Origin of the sequence: Thermoanaerobacterium thermosulfurigenes (genome assembly GCF_051201035.1) — a bacterium.
Lineage (GTDB): Bacteria > Bacillota > Thermoanaerobacteria > Thermoanaerobacterales > Thermoanaerobacteraceae > Thermoanaerobacterium > Thermoanaerobacterium thermosulfurigenes.
Genome location: NZ_JBPODR010000005.1, coordinates 34,027 through 54,166, shown reverse-complemented (window position 1 = coordinate 54,166; position 20,140 = coordinate 34,027). Strand labels below are relative to the sequence as shown.

Genomic DNA, 20,140 nt, shown 5'->3' with positions numbered 1-20,140 from the left:
GAAGGCCTATTTTATATGCACATTTGTTTTTCGTCTTTCATCAATTCGTCGATTTCTTCCTTCGTTATCGTCTCGTTAGACAATAATCTTTCTGCTATTAAGATTATCTTGTCTTTTTTCTCTAAGAGGATTTTCTTTGCATTAGTGTAGCAGTTATTGATTATTTTATTTACTTCAGCGTCAATTTTATCTGTTGTTTTTGTCATTCTAATGTCATATATTCTGTGGCCTAATTCGCTCATGCCATAATTGCAAACCATTTGATATGAGATATTTGTAGCTTCCTTTAGGTCGTTTTCTGCACCAGTTGATACTTCATTAAACATTATCTCCTCAGCGGCACGACCGCCTAAAAGCATTGTTATCTTATTTTTTAAATCTGTTTTTGTCATCAAAAAAGCATCGTCTTTTGGAAAGTTCAAGACGTATCCTAAGGCTTCTCCTCGTGGTACGATGGATATTTTCTCCACTGTGCTGGAGTTTAATATTTTTCCGATTATGGCATGACCTGCTTCATGGTGTGCCGCAATTTTGCGCTCTTTCTCCAATACTTCTGGATTTTTCTTTTGAAGGCCTGCGACGACCCTCTCTATTGCTTCATCAAATTCTTCTCTTCCTATTCTCTGCTTGTGCCTTATTACAGCAAGAATGGCAGCTTCATTGCATATAGACGATAAGTGTGCTCCTGTCATGCCGTGAGTTTTTTTAGCAATTTCATCTAACGATATGTCAGTGTCTAAAGGTTTATTTCTCGTATGTACTTTCAGTATTTCCAATCTGGCTTTTACGTTTGGATTTCCTATGTGAATAGTTCTGTCAAATCTTCCAGGCCTTAAAAGGGCTTCATCCAACATATCCAGCCTGTTTGTAGCACCTATTACGATTATCCCGTCATTGCTGTTGAACCCATCCATTTCAACTAATAGCTGATTCAATGTTTGATCTTTTTCAGAATTGTTGTCGTTATTTCGCTTACTTCCAACTGCATCGATCTCGTCTATGAAGATAATGCTTGGTGTTGATTTTTTAGCTCTTGCAAATAATGCTCTTATGCGGCTGGCTCCAACGCCCACGTATTTTTCAACAAATTCTGAACCTGATGCAGATATGAATGTAGAATTTGTTTCACCTGCTAAAGCAGTTGCCAGCAAGGTTTTGCCTGTACCTGGCGGACCGTAAAAAAGTATTCCCTTTGGTATTTTAGCACCCATCCTGTCGTACTTTTCAGTGTTGTTTATAAAATCAATGATGATTTTAAGCTCATCAATAACCTCATCAAGTCCTGCAACATCTCTGAATGTAATATTGACCTTTTTGCTGGATTCTTTTTCTTTGGGTGGAAATTCATTTTTTAGGTTTACAGGCATCATTTCAGACACTTTGTTTTTGTAAAGCATGTACCCTATAAGCAAAAGAGTCAGCATGGAAATTATTATAAGCGCTGAATTTCCATTTTTACTATGTAACATGCCTAAAACAATGTTTATTAACAGTGATAGTGTCAATAATATTATATATAAGTTTTTTTTCATAGCCATCGCCCCCAGTGATTTACTAACAATAGTTTTTGCCCACAATTGCAAATTATGCGTAGATAATAAATATAAAAGTTCAGGGTAATTTTGGATTCAAAGTAAATTGTTGCAAAGGAGGAAATTTGAATGGATGCATATATTGGGATTGATGTTGGATCTGTCAGCACAGATGTGGCTTTGATAGATGAAAACAATGAGGTTATTGATTATGTTTATATGAGGACACAAGGACAGCCAATTAAAGCTGTTCAAAATGCTTTGATGGAACTTAGAGACAGACTTAATGGCGATGTAAATGTAAAAGGAGTCGGCACGACTGGAAGTGGAAGGCAATTGACAGGTCTCATGGTAGGTGCAGATATCGTCAAAAATGAAATTACTGCACATGCAATTGCGTCGTCCAGCTTGATACCTGATGTCCATACGATTTTTGAGATAGGCGGTCAAGATTCCAAGATAATCATTTTAAGGGATGGGATTGTAGTTGACTTTGCCATGAATACTGTTTGCGCTGCAGGAACAGGTTCGTTTCTGGATCAACAGGCGTATAGGCTTAACATACCAATAGAGAGATTTGGGGATTTGGCGTTGGAGTCAAAAAATCCTGTAAGGATAGCAGGCAGATGTGGTGTGTTTGCCGAGTCTGACATGATACATAAGCAACAGATGGGATATCCTCTTAACGATATAATAAACGGTTTATGCGAAGCATTAGTTAGAAATTATTTAAACAATGTAGGGAAAGGGAAGGATATAAGAGAACCTATAGTATTTCAGGGAGGTGTAGCGGCCAACAAAGGCATAAAGGCTGCCTTTGAAAAAGCTTTAGGGATGGAAGTATTCGTACCAAAATATTATGGAGTGATGGGTGCAATAGGTGCTGCAATACTTGCTAAAGAAGCTGTAAAGAAAAAAGGATATACACAGTTTAATGGATTTGAAATTGCCGATATTGATTATAAAGCACAGGGGTTTATATGTTCTGGCTGTTCAAACAATTGTGAAGTTGTTGAGTTTATAAAAGACGAAGAAGTCGTATCACGTTGGGGAGACAGGTGTGGCAAATGGTCAAATTCAACAAACAAAAATATCTTTTCACAAAGTGTATAGTGACGCTTATTGTAATATAAGGGCCTAATTTGGCCCTTATCATCAAACAAGTATTTCTATTTTGTCTCCTTTTTTTAAGATGTCCGTATACGATGCTTTTTTGCCGTTTAAGGTCATCTCAGGAATTTTATTTTTAGGTATGTCGAAGTCTACAGTGTTAAATATATCCACAAATATATACTGTTGTTTACCTGTGAGAATTTTTTTATCGCCATTTATGTATACGTAAAAGCAATCTTCTTCATCAATGATTGTTTTAATTGTGTCTCCATCTTTTATCATATAATCGTCATCTACAATTAAATTATTAACAGTGACTTTAGATGCGTTGTATTTTTCTTTTATTTCTCGAATCGAGATAGATGCATCACTTCCATTTATGCCACTTTCGACCACTATTTTGTCTCCATTTTCTACTTTAGATTTAAGATTTGCGACTTTGCCATTTTTTAAAATTTTAGCTGGTGTTCCTATTTGACCTTTTATGATTATATTTTCACCGTTAAGGGAAAATGACAAATTTTTACCTGGCTTTGCGATTAATCTTTTTGAATCAAAGTTGGTTTTTAAAAGTACGTCCATTATTGTCATTTCTTTCAGGTTTAATAATTCTAATTTTTCGTCATTGAAATAAATTGTTATGAAATCTTTTTTTCTGTCTCTCATGGTGGAGTATGCGATGCCTATAGGTGTTATGTACTCTGGACCTTTTAATTTTTTGCACTTATAATCTACGACGGCAATAGTGCTGGCATCTCTTACTGAAACTCTTTCTATCGGTATAGATAGATTTTTTGCTATTTCCTCTGCTATGCCTGGCAGGTTGCTGCTGCCTCCAACTAAAAATACAGCAGATGGACTTTTTCCATTGTACTTTACTATTTCATCGCAGATCTTCTTCGCGAGATTTTTGACAACAGGCGATATTAAGTCTAAAACGTCTAAGCGAGATATTTGATGCTGGAGTCCTATAACGTCTTTGAATTTTATATCTTTTTTAGATGTAGTTTTGATTTTTTCTGCTGTATTAAAATCAGTAAGGTAATGCTGCTGTATGGTTTCAGTTACTTCATCACCTGCAAATGGAACCATTGAGTATGATATGATATTTCCGTCTTTTGAAATGGCTATGTCAGATGTACCTGCTCCAATATCTACAAGCGCTATGTTAAGCATTCTAATTTGTGGCATTATTGCAACGCCGATTGCTGCAATTGGCTCCAATGTAAGGTATGATACTTCTAACCCTGCTTTTTTTGCTACGGAGTATAAGCTTTCTACTACATCATACGGCAAGAATGTGGCTATTATCTCTACAGAGATTTCCTTGCCTGTATGGTCTTTAAGATTAGTTATAGGCAGGCCGTCTAAGTAAAAGCTTTTTATGGAGTATCCCACCATGTGGTACTTTAAAGTGTGGCTTTCTCGGGATATTTCTTCTTTTGCTGTGTTCAATGCATACAGTACCAGGTTATCTATGTCGCTGTCTTTTATTATGTAGTTTTCCTCAATGTTTTTTTCGACTCTTACCATTTTGGTTTTAAGAGATCTTCCGGCGGCAGCAAGGCTAACGTTTTTAAGCGTTATTCCGAGCTTTTTTTCCAATTTTTCCTTTATCTTGGTTGCGACAGATGCCACCTTGTCTATGTCATGAACTTGGCCGTCAAACATAACTCTATCTGTATGCTCCATTTGTTCGACAGCTAAGACTTTTAGCCTATCATTTTCTGGTACACCTACTATACCTACAACAATTCTTGTACCTATGTCAAGTGAAAAAATTAAATTATCGTTCATCAAAATTCCCCCGAAAAATATATCGTAAAACAAAAATATATTTTAAATAATTTTTAGATAAATGCATTATTTCATATTATACATTATACAATTTTTTTATTTACCTTAAAAGTAATTTTTGTAGAGGAACAAATAGAATATGATTAAAGAAGATGTTATTAAAACGGCAAAGAAATAAGGAGTACAACGACTCCTTATTTTATCACTTTCTTTATATCGCTTAATAAACTGCTTAATTGGTCTTTTGATATATACAATCCAATTTGAGTTGCATTCTTTTGCAAATAGTATGTGGCATTGTCATTAGTCAAAAATTTAACTTCTTCACTTTTATTTCCGTCAGATATTGTCAGTGTAAAACTTGAATTGTTTCCAACAATTTTTTTGTTTGGATCGATGCCTGTCGGATTCAACAAAACAATGTCATTAAGGAGAGCTTCCGAATTATCGCTGCTTATTTCTTTGCCATTGTATACCCATTTTCCACTTTTGTTTTTTTCTATATTGTAAGTTCCAGTGGAATCTGTGTATGTTATCTTTGAAATCTTGTCTTTTGACATTGTGTACACGTCTTTGTCTAAGTAATTAAACAAGGTATCGTTACTGGTTATTTGAAAGTTTTCTATCGAGCTGGCATCTACAACGTATATATAATTAGAATTTTTAAGCTTTGCGTAGTATGAATCTCCCACAGGTGATTTATTTCCTACAAGCAATTCTTCATTTTTTCCGTCCTTAGATGATACAGATATTGTAAAATCAGATTTATCTAAACCGTATTTTTTTACATCGGTATCTGTAAATTTTCTGCTGTATTTAAGGCCTGAAATCGAATTAAACAGATCATCTGTGCTGGTGCTATCTGCCTTATAACTGACAGGCTTTGTTACATTGTAGGTGCTGCCACTCTTTTCAATAGCCAATTCATTGCCTGCATCTTTTATGTCTACAGAAGATATTTTGCTTTTGCTTATGTTGATTATATTTGTAGACGGCGCAGGCTTTTTTGTAGATTTTGCGTAATAATAGTATCCTGCAAGTACGCCGAGAATTAAAAGCATTATTATAGTGTTTCTAAAAGTCTTCATAAAGCTCTCCTCCTGAAGAAGACGTAGCCGCCTATGATCCAAATAACTAAAGGTATAACTATAACTGTGACTATGAACATGTAGTCAGCTTGTTTTCCTGTCATGAATAATGTCGCGTAGTCAAGAGATTTAGGACTTATGGAGATCTGTACTGTTTTGTTTGTAAGCCAGTTTGCACTATTCATAAGGAGATCTCTATTGCCCTCTAAACCTATAACTCTATCTGTAGCCATAAGGTCGTTTCCAAGCACCACTATCTTCATGCCTGTTTTGCTGTCAGAGATGGTAACGCCTAATGTCAAAGGTCCTTTTATGTCGTTTTTGTCGTAAGATGCTTGCTTGCTGTTGAAATTCGTTTCTCCCCATGCTTTGTCGCTGGTGGTCAGGAATGATTGAACCGAGATGTTGCTGCTACTTGACGCTTTGTAAGTTATACTTCTGGAGCTTGGAGCAACAGTTGCTAAATTAGCTGATTCCAGTTTGTCAGTGATGTCATGGTATCCATACTCTGGTACAGGCGATAAAGCGTCCATAAAATAGTTTCTTGAAGGATCCACAACTATGTCATTGTCAATTTTTACATTCCAATTCGACAAAAGATCATTGATTGATTTTTCAGTAAGAGGGCCATTTTCAGCTCCCATCATGATGAAGGCCTTTCCGCCTTTTTTCAGATAATCCATTATAGCATTCATTTCTTGTTGAGTGTAATCTGACTTTGGATTGGCAATGATTATAAGCCCGGCATCTTTTGGTATACCACCAGCTTGACCAATATTAAGGTCATTTACGCTGTAGCCTTCACCTTGCAATGCTGACTTAAAGGTCGTAAGGGAATCTGTGCTGTTTACCTCATTATGGCCTTGAATGATGTAAGCATTTGTTTTGTTGACTTCGGTGACATTGATTATTGCTTGAGTAAATTGTTGCTCACCGCTGAAAATATTCTGACCGGTTTCTTGAGATTGTGTGAAAATGTCGTATGAATTTACGATCTGTCTCTTGCTGTCGTCTTTGCTGTTTAAAAATAACGTTGTATCGTAATCTGTAATTCCGTATTTTTGTGCGAGGGATGGATTTTTGTCAGGATCGATGAATTGGACTTTTATCCTTTTTGACAATGCTGTGTATTCATCTAAAAGATTTTGGACTTGTGACTTCGCACTGTCATTTTGGAAAAATGCGTAGACTGTCACATCTGTCTTTAGATTTTTCAATACTTGCTTCGTCTTATCAGAAAGGGTATACTGTTTTGATTTAGTGAGATCCCATTTTACAGGTTTTTGAGCCAATACTAGATTACCAAAGATCAATATGCCAAGTAAAATAACGATTGATAAAACCATGTTACTTCCGTATTTTAATCTGAGTTTGTTCAATAGAATTACCTCCTAACTCCAGCGTCTTTTGTCGACTACCATTATAGTGACAAAAACAAAGAAAATTATCACACTCAAGTAGAAGACAACGTCATTTAAGCTTAAAACACCGTTTTGAAAGTTAGTGAACCTTTGTAAAAGCGAAATGTTGTCTACAATGTTTTTTGCCGTTCCTTGGAAAACATCTCCCAGCCAGCTAACTATCCAAAAAAGCAGCAATATTGAAAAACCTATAACGCCTGCAATTAGCTGGTTTTCAGTTAAAGATGAAGCAAAAATGCCTATTGCGATAAACGCTGCACCCATCAAAAATGTCCCAATGTATCCTGTCAAAATTGGCCCAAAGTCAGGTGTGCTGTATATTTTAAGGTACAAAGGATATATTAAAGAAACCACCAAAGATAATGTATAGACAGTCAATGCAGCAAAGTATTTTCCTAAAACCATGTCGGTTATCCTAAGAGGTGATGTCATAAGCAGTTGGTCTGTGCCATTTTTCATTTCTTCTGATATTAATCTCATAGTCAAAATAGGGCTTACAAACATGAATACAAACACCATGTTCCCGAAAACTGGTGACATCAATGCGTACTGCGTTGAAAGGACAAATGTCGCAAAGAAATATCCAGATATAAGCAGCAAAAAGCCCACAAGTACATACGCAAGAGGCGAAAGAAAGTAGGACTTAAGCTCCCTTTTGTATATTGTCAGCATTTTCATTATCATTTACCTCCTCATCTGTTGTAAGCTGTAGGAAGACTTCTTCTAAGCTGTAGTTTACAGGCCTAAATTCAATGATAGGCAAACTTTGATTTGCAAAGGAAAAGAAAATCTCTTTTCTTAGGTCATGGTCTACATCTGTTTCAACATCTACATCGATGCAATTTTCTTTTGAATCTGCTTTTGATTTAAAGCTTTTAATTCCATTTATTCCTTTTAAAGTAGTAGATATCTTTTCTACAGAACCTATTACTTTTAGGAAATATCGTTTTGATTTTCCTATGGTGTCTGTCAAATTTTCAGTTGAATCTACCGCCACAATCTTACCTTTGTTTATGATTATAACTCTATCGCATATCATGCTTACTTCTGGCAAAATATGCGTACTTAGAATTATTGTATGTTTTTTTCCTAATTCCTTTATTATATCTCTTATTTCTTTGATTTGTTTTGGATCTAAACCTACCGTCGGCTCATCCAGCACCAATACATCTGGATCTCCTACTATTGCTTGTGCAAGACCTACTCTCTGTTTATAACCTTTTGAAAGGTTTTTAATGATCCTTTTTCTTACGTCTGCTAAACCAACTTCACCTATGACTTTATCTACTGTGGCTTTTTTCTTGTTATTTGGGACTTCTTTTAATTCGCAGACAAAAGCCAGATACGCTTCTACAGTCATATCTAAATACAATGGTGGAACTTCTGGAAGATAGCCAATATGTTTTTTGGCCTTTATAGAATCTTCTATAATATCATATCCAGCGATTTTTATTGTGCCTGATGTTGGTGGCATAAAACCAGTTATCATTTTCATCGTTGAGCTTTTTCCAGCTCCATTGGGGCCTAAAAATCCTACTATTTCTCCGCTGTCAACAGAAAAGCTTATGTTGTCAACAGCTTTGCGGTTTCCGTAAACTTTGGTAACGTTGTTTACTTCAATCATCATACGCGGCTAAACCTCCTTTTTGTATATACTACTTAATTATAACCAACTTTTATTAACAAATTGTTAATAAAATGTAAGAGAATTTTAAAATAAAAAAAGCATAGAGCTTTAAAAAGCCCTATGTTAAGCCGCCAAAAGAACTGATAACTTTTACTACATCGTTTATCTTATCATCACTGACTTCTACATTAAGCTGTATATTAGCATCGGCAGTTTCATCGTAATAACCCATTCCACTTATCGTGGGATCTGACATCAACAGAGGACTTTTTCTTATGTCAAAAGTGTATCCAGATTTTAAGACAAGTGATGCCAGTGTAGGTCCTGTTTCTGTGCCAGCTATGTTTTGTTTGTCATTATAAGTATCTGCATATTTATCAATAATGTCGATGTACGCTTTATATCCCATGCTTTTTAAATACGCAGAAGCTTTATTGGCGCTTTCTAAACTGTAAAAATATCCATTTATTTTCATAAAATCACCCAAATATATTTTGGGCTTAATTAAGATAAATATGTATTATGAAAAAATACCCGGTTTTACCGGGTATTTTAAAATGTCGATTAAAAACTTAACAATGTTTATGCTTTGAAATCGGATCTTCTATCAAAGTTGCAAAGACGAATTTATGATAGTGGTCATCGTCAACAGTAGTCTTGCCTTCTACAAAATGAACATGCTTACCGTAACCGACTTCAATAGCTGGCCCTGTTATTACACCAATTTCGTGATGATGATCTTCATAAAAATCTGTGCTTACTAAGATTGCATGGACATGGCTATCACCATCTTTTATTACTTGGCTTGTGACACCAGCAAATCTGTGGTTGTGATCTTCTTCTTCGTGTTCACCTGCTAACATGGTACTTCCTAAAAATTCGTGGTTATGAGTTTGACCTTCATCTTTTTTATTGTTATAAAGATCAAAATAGTTTTTAATTTCTTCAATTGATAATTCCATAAATTCAACCTCCAATAAATTATTGAGTAATGACAATGATATAATATGCAAATGTAATATAATATGTGCTTAAAAAATCATTTTAGAAGGTTTAATATTTATAAAAAATATATTATGTTAAGATTTTTACAATTTTTATAAAATCTATTGATACGTGTAATATACACGTGTTATGATATAATTGTCAGGAGTGAGGGAAATGAAACCCAAGGAATTAATAAAAATGCTTCAGAAAGAAGGATGAATAATAAAAAATCAGAGGGGCTCTCATGTACATATGATACATTCTTCAAAACCAGGCAAAATTCAAATTCCATATCACAACAAAGACTTAAAGCCTAAAACATTGAATTCAATCCTAAAGCAAGCAGGGTTAAAATAAAAAATTCTGTTTGCATAAAAGGATAACATAAAAAAATATAAAAGGAGGTTTTGTTATGGATAGATATATTTTCCCAGCTGTATTTGAGTCTGATGGAAACGGCGGTTATACTGTAACTTTTCCAGATTTTCCTGGATGCATAACTGAAGGTGATACACTTGATGAAGCATTATACATGGCTAAGGATGCTTTAGAGCTTTATATATACAATTTGGAAGAGGATAACGAAACAATTCCAATACCAACAGCTCCAGAAAAGATAAAAGTTCCTGAAGGTGCTTTTGTAAATCTTATCGAGGTTTACATGCCTCCTGTTCGTGATGAAATGGCCAATAAAAGTGTAAATAAAACAGTAACAATACCACGATGGTTAAATGAGGCAGCAGAAAATGCAAACATAAACTTTTCACAAGTACTTCAATATGCACTAAAAGAACAATTAAAAATAACAGATAGATATAAAGCACTCTAAGAGGGGTGCGTTCTGGTGCGCCTGACAGGAATCGAACCTGCGACCTCCCGGTTCGGAGCCGAACGCTCTATCCACTGAGCTACAGGCGCACGAAACTTCATACTACATTATATCCTTTTTAAAAGACATAAGTCAACCGTATTTGCTGACAGAAATTTGATATTTTTGTTATGTAGTGCTATAATTAATTAAAAATTGAACAAAATAATTACGAAGGAGGAGAGACAATGCAAAATGTCGAACTTGAAGCTGTATTGAGAACACCGGGTAAGAATGCGGCCCGCAAGCTGAAGGAAAAAGGCTACATTCCTGCCATACTGTACGGAAAAGGCATGGAGAGCATTCCGCTAGCTGTCGAAACCGGTAAGCTTCGCACAATAGTACAAAAACACGGCAGGAATGTCCTCCTCAATTTGATAGTTAACGGTGCTACGCATCAAGCAATACTGAAAGATGAACAAAAGGATGAATTGACTGGAAAGCTGATACATATAGATTTTCAGCGAGTGTCTATGAATGAGAAAGTTGAAGCAGCAGTACCGCTTAAATTTGAAGGTGTAGGCGTTATTGAAAGCAAAGGTCTTTTAGTACAGCATCAGAAGTGGGAGCTTAATGTTGAGGCTCTGCCTACAGACATACCAGAAGAGATTGTAGTAGATGTATCTAATTTAGATATAGGAGATACGATACTTGTAAAAGATGTAGTTGTTCCTGAAAATGTTGAGAAGGTAGATGATTCTGACGAGGTTATATTGACAGTAGTAGCTCCAAAGGATGCTGATGTAGCAGAGGAGTCTACTGAAGCTGCTTCAGAGGGTGAATAAGAATATTTGAGAAAATTAAAAGGAGCATTTTGCTCCTTTTAATAATTTATGATCTTTTTGTTTTCACTTAAAAGTCTCTCTGGTATTACATCATTTTTGATTAAGTCATCATAAGTTTCTCTGGCTACTATTAAATCTGATTCACCGTTATTTAGAAGTACAGCAGCAGGTCGAGGGAGGCGGTTGTAATTGCTTGCCATTGAGTAATTGTAAGCGCCTGTACACGTTACGGCTATTATATCGCCACTTTCAAGCTGTGGTAAATCTATGTCCCATATAAGCATGTCACCAGATTCACAACATTTCCCTGCAATAGAAACTTTCTCAAGGTTTATTTTGCGAGCTTTGTTGGCCACAATTGCATTGTATTTTGCACCGTACAAAGCTGTACGTATATTGTCAGCCATTCCGCCGTCAACTGAGACGTACTTTCTTACGCCAGGAATGTTTTTTATCGCTCCAACAGTGTAAAGCGTAGTGCCTGCATTGCCAATTATAGAGCGACCTGGCTCTACTATTATGTTGGGCCTTTTTATATTTAATTCCTTTGAAAATTCTTCAACTGTCTTCATTATCTCGCTTGCTATTAATTCTATAGGTTGTGGGTCATCTTCTTCAACGTAAGCTATTCCAAATCCACCGCCTAAATCCAGATTTTCGACTTCCCAACCTGTAGTGTCTTTTACTTTTTTAAGGAAGTTCATCATTATATCTATTTCTGCCTTATACGAATCGTAGCTGAAAATCTGTGAACCTATATGGCAGTGTAAACCAGTTAGATTTACATTATCCAGCGTCAAGGCGTACTTTATGGCGTCGAGGGCATCGCCATTAAAAAGAGGGAATCCAAACTTAGAGTCTATTTGACCAGTTTTAATGTATTCGTGTGTATGGGCTTCTACACCAGGTGAAATTCTTAAGTATATGTTGGGTTTTTTGCCCATCTTTAAAGCCAGTTCATTTAGCATATTGAGTTCAAACCAATTGTCGACTATGATGCAGCCTATGTTGTATTCCAATGCCATCGTTAGCTCGTCTATTGATTTGTTGTTACCGTGGAAGTATATATTTTGGACAGGAAAATCGGCTTTTAGTGCTGTATAGAGTTCACCTCCGGATACTACGTCTAATCCTAAATTTTCTTCTTCTATGATTTTACATATGGCTGTTGTCATAAATGCCTTACTGGCATAAATCACTTCATTTCCTGGATAATTTTTCTTAAAACCGTTGTAGAAGGAACGGCAATTTTCTCTTAATAGCTCTTCATCTATAACGTAAAGGGGAGTACCGTATTGCTTTGCTATCTTTACGGTATCGCACCCAGCAATTTCTAAATGACCTTTTGAATTTATGCGCATGTTCTTTTGAAACACAAAATCATCTCCATCACTTTATTAATTTAAAATATCAAAATCAATGTATAAATAAAAACAGCTAAGGTATTTTCTTTAGCTGTGCTTTAATAGACATAGAAATACCTCCTTTCCCTTAGCGAGATAGCTCATCACAAATAGTCCGGGTCAACTACTTGTGACAGTCCTATACATCTTATGCATAGGCCCAGCTATGTAGATATTAAGGTATCTACACGCTTCGGCGGATTTATCCCTTTCACATGCAATCATCGACTCCTTAAAGCCTAATGCATGTTACTCTTGATGCCCCGCTCCTCTACCTCACCTTCAAGGAAGATGAGGTACATAGTATTTATTTTTTTTAATATGATACCATTAAAAACTTAATGTGTCAACATATTTATAAATCTTTAGGGAATAATCAATAATGAGACTTTCAAGGGGTGATGTTATGCAGTGGTTGATGACTTTTATAGCATCTTGGATAATTTTCATCTTGCTTATTGATTTAAAACAGATAAAGTATACGATATGGGCAGGACTGTTAGCTGCTATCTGTCAGTTAATAATTGATAATATGGCGTTTCACTTAAAATTGTACGATTTTAGGTACGACATTTTAAAGATTTTCAATTCATCATTCTTTTTTACATTTGGCGCACCATTTACGATAGGCATATTATATGCCCAGACTTATCCGGAGAATAGAATATTGAGGCTTATAAATGTCTTTGTATCTACTGCTTTGTTTTTTGGGTTAGAGTTCGCATTAAAGCTGTCTGGAGCACTTAAATATATACATTGGCATTATTTTTACAGCATTACGATAGACGTTTTGGCATTGATGTCTTTAGGCAATTTAATTACGATATTTAAGTTAGCGCCGTGGATGAGAAGTGAAAGATAGCTGAATGGGGGATAAGTATGCTTAAATTTATCTTAATTGTTTCTATAGATTCAATACTTGTTTACATGTGGTTTAGATATTTAGACAGATTAAGAAAAAATAGATGATTAATAATGTACAAAAAAACAATGTAAATATCATAGGTATTGTATATTTGAAATACTGAAAAATAATATTATAATATAAGTATCAAACGTTTACCATTTTAAGGGGGATATCGAAAGATGGCTGATGTTATTCTTAAGCATGTATACAAAACATATCAGGGTGGAGTGACGGCTGTTAAAGATTTCAACTTGGAGATTAAAGACAAAGAATTTATAGTCTTAGTCGGACCATCTGGATGCGGTAAATCTACTACATTGAGGATGGTTGCTGGTCTTGAGGAGATAAGTCAAGGAGAGTTATATATTGACGGGAAATTAGTAAATGATGTTCCACCAAAGGACAGAGATATAGCGATGGTGTTCCAGAACTATGCTCTGTACCCACACATGACAGTCTATGACAACATGGCTTTCGGCTTAAAGCTTAGAAAAGTGCCAAGGGCAGAAATAGACCAAAAAGTAAAGGAAGCAGCCAGGATACTTGGCATAGAAGATTATTTAAAGAGAAAGCCAAAGGCATTGTCAGGTGGACAAAGGCAGAGGGTTGCTTTAGGACGTGCTATAGTTCGTAATCCTAAGGTGTTCCTCATGGATGAGCCTCTTTCAAACTTGGATGCAAAGCTTAGGGTTCAGATGAGGACAGAGATTGCAAAGCTTCATGACAGATTGCAGACGACATTTATATACGTAACACACGATCAGACAGAGGCTATGACGATGGGATCAAGAATAGTCGTCATGAAAGATGGCGTTATACAGCAGGTAGATAAGCCACAAGTAATATATGAGCATCCTGATAATTTGTTTGTTGCAGGTTTCATTGGAAGTCCACAGATGAATTTCATAGATGCAAGGCTTGAAAGCGAAAATGGAAAAGTTTATGCATCTTTCAAAGGCTTTAAAGTTGTGGTTCCGGATGGAATCGTAAAGAGGTTAAAAGATGAAAGCTATATAGGCAAAGAAGTTGTATTAGGCATAAGGCCAGAAGATCTGCATGACGAGGAAGTTTTCCTTGAAGCATATCCAGATAGCGTGATTGAGACTAAAGTAGATGTTACAGAGCTTATGGGTTCTGAAACATATCTCTACCTCGATTTGCAAGGACAGCCGCTTACAGCGAGAGTTGATCCAAGATCGACAGCAAAAGCTGGCGATATAATCAAAATCGGTCTTGATACGAATAAACTCCATCTGTTTGACAAGCAGACAGAGCAGACGATATTAAATAGATAAAACAATAAAACCCATAGGGAAGATTATTCTTCCTATGGGTTTTATTTATGCATACAGCTTTCCGTAAGGCCTATGACCTGCAGGATGAAGCTTTATAAACTTGTGATTCATTATTTTATCGTAGTCGTACTTGAAATACGATGAAAAGTTTTTGATGTATTTGCTTATTTCCTTTAAATCATCTTCTGTTGCTTCTTCTTTTATGACTTCTTTTCCAAGCTTGTAATCTTCTACGTCATTGCACCTTAAATATATGACACCGCCGTGCATTCCAGTCCCGCAGTATTCACCAACGATATCTTTCTTGTTGCTTAAATTTAACACTATCATGCATCCACCTGCCATGTATTCACCGAAGAAGTCTCCAGGCGTTCCACCTATTACAACTACTGGAACTTTGTCGTTGTACTGTTTCATGTGGATACCTACTCTGTATCCGGCATCGCTTTTTATATACATGGAGCCGCCTCTCATGCCGTATCCAACAACATCTCCAACATGACCGTGGACTATTATGCTTCCATCGTTCATGGTGTTTCCAATGGCGTCTTGACCATTGCCAAACACTTCAATAGTCAATCCGTCCATAAATGCAGCTAAGTCATTTCCTGGCGTACCTTCTATGTTTATTTTGGTACTACCATTCAAGTTATCTCCTATATACCTTTGTCCGTTCACATTTTTTAAATTTATCACATCTTCTCCTGAATTGACTAATTCTTTTATCATTTCGTTTAAGTCTTTATAATGCATGTCTTTTGCATCGATTGTCTTCACATTAATGCACCTCCAGATCCAACATTTTGGATTTACGTAAGTCTTTAGGGAAATAAACGTATCCGAAATCATCTTTCATAAGATGATCTTTAAATGGGGAAACATCTATTCTGTCTCTTATTAGTCCTGTATATATTCCTGCTCTATCAACATCGTTTATCAGTATGAAGCCTACAATATTGTTACCTTTAAGCACAATTTTTTTATAAGAGTTTTTGTCATAATCAGCTTTTGTTATCACATCATAAGAGCTATCTGGAGGATTTATGATTCCGGCTGTAATGATGTAAGTATCTTTGTAGCCTATGGAATTCATTGGGAATGTACCTTTTGTGGTACTTTCAACGCCTACCATGTTTAAACCAGCAATCTCTCCTTGCATGTAGGCACTGGGCCATATAGGTACGACTCTATTTGAATCGATGAGCATATCGTATCCTTCAGCCACATCTCCAGCAGCGTATACATCGTCAAGGTTAGTCTTCATATGTTTATCTACCAATATACCGCGATTGACTTTTATGGATGTTCCTTTTGTAACATCTGTATTTGGAGTCACGCCTATTGCAAATATGAGATGATCGGCAGCCAATGTTTCACCATTTTTCAAATGGACTTCTTTTACATAGTCGTCACCTATAATTTCGTCTACTGTTGTATTTAACTTAATCTTTATACCCTCGTTTGTAAGCCTTTTTGTTACTATACATGCGGATTCATTATCAAGGATAGTGCTTAAAATCCTATCGGCAAGCTCAACGATGGTGACATCTGCTCCTAATTCATGAAGTCCTTCTGCGGCTTTGAACCCTATCAGGCCGCCTCCGACGATGACTACTTTTGAGTTTGGCCTGATATTTGATTTTAAGCTTTTTGCTTCGTCAAGTTTTATAAATGTCTGAATGTTTTTCTTTTCAAGTCCGCTTATTGGAGGGACGAAGGGTTTGCCACCTGTTGCTATAAGCAGTTTATCGTATGATACAGAATCGCCATTTTCAAGCATTACATTTTTCTTGTTTTCATCAATGGATACTGCTTTTACACCAAGAATGGTTTTTACATTGTTTTTTTGGTAAAAGTCCTTGTCTCTGTAAGCCATTTTTTCTTCTGTAACTGTCCCTGCAAGGTAGTACGATATTAAAGGTCTTGAATACACGTGGTATTTTTCATCAGATATGACGGTTATATTTGACGCTTTGTCGTACTTTCTGATGGCTTCCACTGCCCCAACCATTGCAGCGGAGTTTCCGATTATTACTATATTCATCTAAATACCTCCTTCTGAAAAAACAAGAGCTTCGTTAGGACAGTTTTTTACACAGGCAGGCTCACCAGCTTCTGCACATAGATCACACTTTGAAGCGATTTTATTGTTTGTGTCTCTTACGATTGCTCCAAATCCACATACGAGGACACATGTCCAGCATCCTACACACTTATCGGTATCGCAAGTTACAACACCTGTTACAGGATCTTTTTGCATTGCACCTGTTATACAAGCCTTTACACATGGAGCATCATCACAGTGTCTGCACTGCAGTGAAAAGGATAATGGACGATTTTCTTCTACAACAATTCTTGGAGTTGGACGGTTACTGTCGAGTTTGTATGCCTTCAAAACATCTTTGTACTTGGAGTGGGATGTTATACAGTATACCTCGCAAAGTTTGCATCCGACGCAAACTTCTTCCTTGGCATAAACCTTCTTCATATATTTCAATCCTTTCATTCAATATGATAGATTAATAGTTGATAAATGTAATATTAAAAGATTTTATTCTCCGGCTGCCAGTATGCCTAATACATCCAGTTCTTTCTGAGTCATGCCTATTCCTCTTAGCATAAGCCTGTTGCCTTTTAGGCTTTCAATGTCGTTTATACCCATACCGCCAAGCATCTCCTGTATCTCATGGCCCCAAGCTGTAATGAGGTTTATAAGCCTTTTATATCCTATTTCAGGGTTTAATCTTTTTACGAGATTAGGATCTTGAGTGGCTATTCCCCAATTGCATTTTCCAGTGTAGCATTGTTGACACATGTGGCAACCAAGTGCGATGAGCGCCGCAGAGCCTATATAGACTGCATCAGCGCCTAACGCAATAGCTTTTATTATGTCAGCGCTGCTTCTTATGCTGCCTGCTGCGATGAGGGAGATGGTGTGTCTTATACCTTCAGAGCGGAGCCTTGAATCTACTGATGCGATGGCAAACTCAATTGGAATGCCTACATTATCCCTTATGCGCTTTGGAGCCGCACCTGTACCGCCTCTAAAACCATCTATAGCGATGTAGTCAGCACCAGCTCTTGCAATGCCAGATGCTATGGCTGCCACGTTGTTGACTGCAGCTATTTTCACACCGACAGGCTTTTTGTAGTCTGTTGCTTCTTTTAGCGAATATATCAACTGACTTAAATCTTCAATTGAGTAGATGTCATGGTGTGGTGCAGGTGATATGGCGTCGCTGCCTACAGGTATCATTCTTGTTTCGGAAATGTCCTCGCTTACTTTTTCACCAGGCAAATGACCGCCAATTCCAGGTTTTGCCCCTTGACCAATCTTTATCTCAACTGCCGCAGCAATCTTTAAGTATTCCCTATCAACTCCAAATCTACCTGATGCTACTTGAACGATTGTATTAGGACCGTATTTTCTAAAATCCTTATGAAGACCGCCTTCACCAGTATTGTAGTATATTCCTAATTCTTTTGCTGCTCTTGCCAGTGATGCGTGAGCATTGTAGCTTATTGAACCATACGACATGGCAGAAAACATTATAGGGTAATTTAATGTTAGCTGCGGAGGCATTTTTGTCTTTACGTTTAAATTTTCGTCTAATTCTATTTTATCTGGCTTTCTCCCTATGAAAATTTTTAACTCCATTGGTTCTCTTAATGGATCTATAGAAGGGTTCGTAACCTGACTTGCATTAATCACCATCTTGTCCCAGTAAATAGGATATGGCCTGTCATTTCCCATGGCTGACAGAAGAACTCCCCCTGTTTCAGCTTGCCTGTATATATCTCTTATGGCGTCGTAAGTCCAGTTGGCGTTTTCTCTGAAAACTTGAGGATGTTTTACTATTGTTAAAGCATGTGTAGGACACATTACGACACATCTTTGGCAATTTACGCATTTATAATCGTCAGCTACCATTTTGCCTAAATCTTCATCGTAGCTGTGTACTTCATTTGCGCATTGTCTCATGCAGACTTTGCAGTTTATGCATTTATCGTAATCTCTTATCACTTTAAATTCTGGTGTAAGGTAATTAAGGCTCATGCAGTAACCTCCTTTTTATTGAAAATCTCAGAGACGTTTTGCTGGTCCATCTCTGCAATTACAGGCTCTCCACCTTTAGGTATCCATACTCTATCAGGATTTTTGCAGACTTGCCTTATAGCTGATTCTTCGCTTGCGACGTAAATTACATCACCGTGGCTTGCGGCTGTTAATGGTCTTAATTTTATCCTGTCATTGATGGCGATGAAGCCATTATCGTATGTTACGATTAGCGAGAAAGGACCATTCAATAAAGCTTTGCTGTATATCATTTTGAGACTGTGATAAAGTTCCCTTTCCTTTTGAGGCATGCGTTCAACTTGATTCCACAGAGGTGACGCTACGACTTTCGCTGCCAAAGACACGGGTAGATTGTGCTTTCTCAACAGCAGATCGAAGATATATGCAGCGACTTCGGTATCTGTCTGAAGTGTGCAAGAATATCCGAATTCTTCTAAATACTTTCTATTTGTGTCATAAGAAGAAAGCTCTCCATTGTGTACTACTGATATGTTTAAGAGATTGAAAGGATGTGCACCGCCCCACCATCCAGGAGTGTTAGTAGGAAATCTGCCGTGAGCTGTCCACATGTAGCCATTGTAAGTTTCCAATTTGTAAAACTCAGCCACGTCTTCTGGATAACCAACCGCTTTAAAGACACCCATGTTTTTGCCGCTGGAGAAAATATACGCTCCATCCACGTTTTTATTTACATTGAAGATAAACTTAACGACGAAATCTTCGTCGGTAATTTCATTGGCATTTAATACTTCAAGTTTAGGTAATGCAAAGTATCTGTAGATAAGAGGCGCATTTTTTATGCTTTCTGTCTTTCTTGTAGGTATTTTTTCCTCGTAAGCTATGACGAAATTTGCTTTAAGCAGTTCTTCCGTTTCCTGTTTTGCCTTTGTGTTGTCGTAAAACATGTGGAATGCGTAATGTTCTTTAAACTCAGGATAAATGCCGTAGGCAGCAAAACCACCACCAAGGCCGTTTGATCTATCATGCATCGTTGCAATCGAATCGGCAATTATCTGGCCAGAAAAAACCGCTCCAGATCTATCTATTATGCCGCTAATAGCGCACCCAGAAGGTATCCTTATATTTCCTTCTTTCAACATTTTATAACCCCCTTAAAATTTTTTATGTGCAATATTTTTTTTGTAAACTGCAATTTTTAGAAAAAGTTTACTGCAGCATATTCTTACAGTAAACCGTTTGAAACCAAATTTTCAGCTTGATAAGAGTGTTATCAATATT

General features: G+C 36.6%; 20 protein-coding genes, 1 tRNA gene and 1 riboswitch. Of the genes, 6 read left to right on the top strand and 15 right to left on the bottom strand.

The features are described from left to right. Positions 1 to 11: 11 nt before the first annotated feature. Positions 12 to 1,532: an ATP-dependent metallopeptidase FtsH/Yme1/Tma family protein gene (locus HNR52_RS02780; RefSeq protein ID WP_013787298.1), complete on the bottom strand. Its 1,521-nt coding sequence runs from the start codon at positions 1,530 to 1,532 to the stop codon at positions 12 to 14. A 129-nt stretch (positions 1,533 to 1,661) separates the two neighbouring features. Here HNR52_RS02780 and HNR52_RS02775 point away from each other — a divergent pair, with 129 nt between their 5' ends. After that, a complete protein-coding gene (locus HNR52_RS02775; RefSeq protein ID WP_435619647.1) occupies positions 1,662 to 2,645 on the top strand; it encodes an acyl-CoA dehydratase activase in 984 nt (327 codons plus the stop codon). 42 nt (positions 2,646 to 2,687) lie between these two features. Here HNR52_RS02775 and HNR52_RS02770 read toward each other — a convergent pair whose 3' ends face one another. The 7 genes from HNR52_RS02770 to HNR52_RS02740 all read right to left on the bottom strand — a co-directional run bounded on the left by HNR52_RS02770 (position 2,688) and on the right by HNR52_RS02740 (position 9,540). Beyond that, entirely contained in the window at positions 2,688 to 4,442 is a 1,755-nt protein-coding gene (locus HNR52_RS02770) for a cell division protein FtsA (protein ID WP_435619646.1), read from the bottom strand. Positions 4,443 to 4,636: 194 nt separating this feature from the next. Beyond that, positions 4,637 to 5,530, bottom strand: a complete 894-nt coding sequence (locus HNR52_RS02765; RefSeq protein WP_435619645.1) for a DUF4340 domain-containing protein — start codon at positions 5,528 to 5,530, stop codon at positions 4,637 to 4,639. Further along, positions 5,527 to 6,909 (bottom strand): GldG family protein, encoded by a 1,383-nt coding sequence (locus tag HNR52_RS02760; RefSeq protein WP_013787302.1) that lies wholly within the window; start codon positions 6,907 to 6,909, stop codon positions 5,527 to 5,529. The genes HNR52_RS02765 and HNR52_RS02760 overlap by 4 nt, the downstream gene beginning before the upstream one ends. Before the next feature lie 12 nt (positions 6,910 to 6,921). Next, positions 6,922 to 7,629 (bottom strand): ABC transporter permease, encoded by a 708-nt coding sequence (locus tag HNR52_RS02755; RefSeq protein ID WP_013787303.1) that lies wholly within the window; start codon positions 7,627 to 7,629, stop codon positions 6,922 to 6,924. Continuing rightward, positions 7,595 to 8,578 carry an ABC transporter ATP-binding protein gene (locus tag HNR52_RS02750; protein ID WP_013787304.1) on the bottom strand — a complete coding sequence of 328 codons (984 nt, stop codon included), beginning with the start codon at positions 8,576 to 8,578 and terminating at the stop codon, positions 7,595 to 7,597. Before HNR52_RS02750 ends, HNR52_RS02755 begins: the two co-directional genes overlap by 35 nt. 118 nt (positions 8,579 to 8,696) lie before the next feature. Continuing rightward, positions 8,697 to 9,053 carry a hypothetical protein gene (locus tag HNR52_RS02745; protein WP_013787305.1) on the bottom strand — a complete coding sequence of 119 codons (357 nt, stop codon included), beginning with the start codon at positions 9,051 to 9,053 and terminating at the stop codon, positions 8,697 to 8,699. Between the two features lie 97 nt (positions 9,054 to 9,150). Then, positions 9,151 to 9,540: a YmaF family protein gene (locus HNR52_RS02740; RefSeq protein WP_435619644.1), complete on the bottom strand. Its 390-nt coding sequence runs from the start codon at positions 9,538 to 9,540 to the stop codon at positions 9,151 to 9,153. Between the two features lie 244 nt (positions 9,541 to 9,784). Here HNR52_RS02740 and HNR52_RS02735 point away from each other — a divergent pair, with 244 nt between their 5' ends. Both HNR52_RS02735 and HNR52_RS02730 read left to right on the top strand, forming a co-directional pair. Beyond that, the gene (locus HNR52_RS02735) at positions 9,785 to 9,922 is read left to right on the top strand and encodes a type II toxin-antitoxin system HicA family toxin (protein ID WP_349265817.1); all 138 of its coding nucleotides are present in this window, start codon (positions 9,785 to 9,787) and stop codon (positions 9,920 to 9,922) included. 55 nt (positions 9,923 to 9,977) lie between these two features. Then, the gene (locus HNR52_RS02730) at positions 9,978 to 10,394 is read left to right on the top strand and encodes a type II toxin-antitoxin system HicB family antitoxin (RefSeq protein WP_013787307.1); all 417 of its coding nucleotides are present in this window, start codon (positions 9,978 to 9,980) and stop codon (positions 10,392 to 10,394) included. Between the two features lie 13 nt (positions 10,395 to 10,407). Here the strand turns inward: HNR52_RS02730 and HNR52_RS02725 are convergent. Further along, positions 10,408 to 10,483, bottom strand: a tRNA-Arg gene (locus HNR52_RS02725). A 138-nt stretch (positions 10,484 to 10,621) separates the two neighbouring features. Here HNR52_RS02725 and HNR52_RS02720 point away from each other — a divergent pair. After that, positions 10,622 to 11,218 carry a 50S ribosomal protein L25/general stress protein Ctc gene (locus HNR52_RS02720; protein WP_435619643.1) on the top strand — a complete coding sequence of 199 codons (597 nt, stop codon included), beginning with the start codon at positions 10,622 to 10,624 and terminating at the stop codon, positions 11,216 to 11,218. 38 nt (positions 11,219 to 11,256) lie between these two features. On the opposite strand, the gene lysA is transcribed toward HNR52_RS02720, so the two are convergent. Then, positions 11,257 to 12,579 (bottom strand): diaminopimelate decarboxylase, encoded by a 1,323-nt coding sequence (lysA, locus tag HNR52_RS02715; protein WP_195890945.1) that lies wholly within the window; start codon positions 12,577 to 12,579, stop codon positions 11,257 to 11,259. A gap of 131 nt (positions 12,580 to 12,710) precedes the next feature. After that, positions 12,711 to 12,903, bottom strand: a riboswitch (Lysine riboswitch). Positions 12,904 to 13,027: 124 nt separating this feature from the next. Here lysA and HNR52_RS02710 point away from each other — a divergent pair. Next, positions 13,028 to 13,483: a CBO0543 family protein gene (locus HNR52_RS02710; protein ID WP_435619642.1), complete on the top strand. Its 456-nt coding sequence runs from the start codon at positions 13,028 to 13,030 to the stop codon at positions 13,481 to 13,483. A gap of 224 nt (positions 13,484 to 13,707) precedes the next feature. Continuing rightward, on the top strand, positions 13,708 to 14,823 hold the full coding sequence (locus HNR52_RS02705; RefSeq protein WP_013787311.1) for an ABC transporter ATP-binding protein: 1,116 nt from the start codon (positions 13,708 to 13,710) through the stop codon (positions 14,821 to 14,823). A 45-nt stretch (positions 14,824 to 14,868) separates the two neighbouring features. Here HNR52_RS02705 and HNR52_RS02700 read toward each other — a convergent pair whose 3' ends face one another. The 5 genes from HNR52_RS02700 to HNR52_RS02680 all read right to left on the bottom strand — a co-directional run bounded on the left by HNR52_RS02700 (position 14,869) and on the right by HNR52_RS02680 (position 20,001). Beyond that, the gene (locus HNR52_RS02700) at positions 14,869 to 15,600 is read right to left on the bottom strand and encodes a GltB/FmdC/FwdC-like GXGXG domain-containing protein (RefSeq protein WP_013787312.1); all 732 of its coding nucleotides are present in this window, start codon (positions 15,598 to 15,600) and stop codon (positions 14,869 to 14,871) included. Between the two features lies 1 nt (position 15,601). Then, positions 15,602 to 16,867 carry an NAD(P)/FAD-dependent oxidoreductase gene (locus HNR52_RS02695; RefSeq protein ID WP_435619641.1) on the bottom strand — a complete coding sequence of 422 codons (1,266 nt, stop codon included), beginning with the start codon at positions 16,865 to 16,867 and terminating at the stop codon, positions 15,602 to 15,604. Then, positions 16,868 to 17,311, bottom strand: coding sequence for a 4Fe-4S dicluster domain-containing protein (locus HNR52_RS02690; protein ID WP_435619640.1), 444 nt, complete (start codon positions 17,309 to 17,311; stop codon positions 16,868 to 16,870). 63 nt (positions 17,312 to 17,374) lie between these two features. Further along, positions 17,375 to 18,880, bottom strand: coding sequence for a glutamate synthase-related protein (locus HNR52_RS02685; RefSeq protein WP_435619639.1), 1,506 nt, complete (start codon positions 18,878 to 18,880; stop codon positions 17,375 to 17,377). Beyond that, complete coding sequence (locus tag HNR52_RS02680; protein ID WP_013787316.1) at positions 18,877 to 20,001, bottom strand: class II glutamine amidotransferase; 1,125 nt, start codon at positions 19,999 to 20,001, stop codon at positions 18,877 to 18,879. Before HNR52_RS02680 ends, HNR52_RS02685 begins: the two co-directional genes overlap by 4 nt. Positions 20,002 to 20,140: the final 139 nt, after the last annotated feature.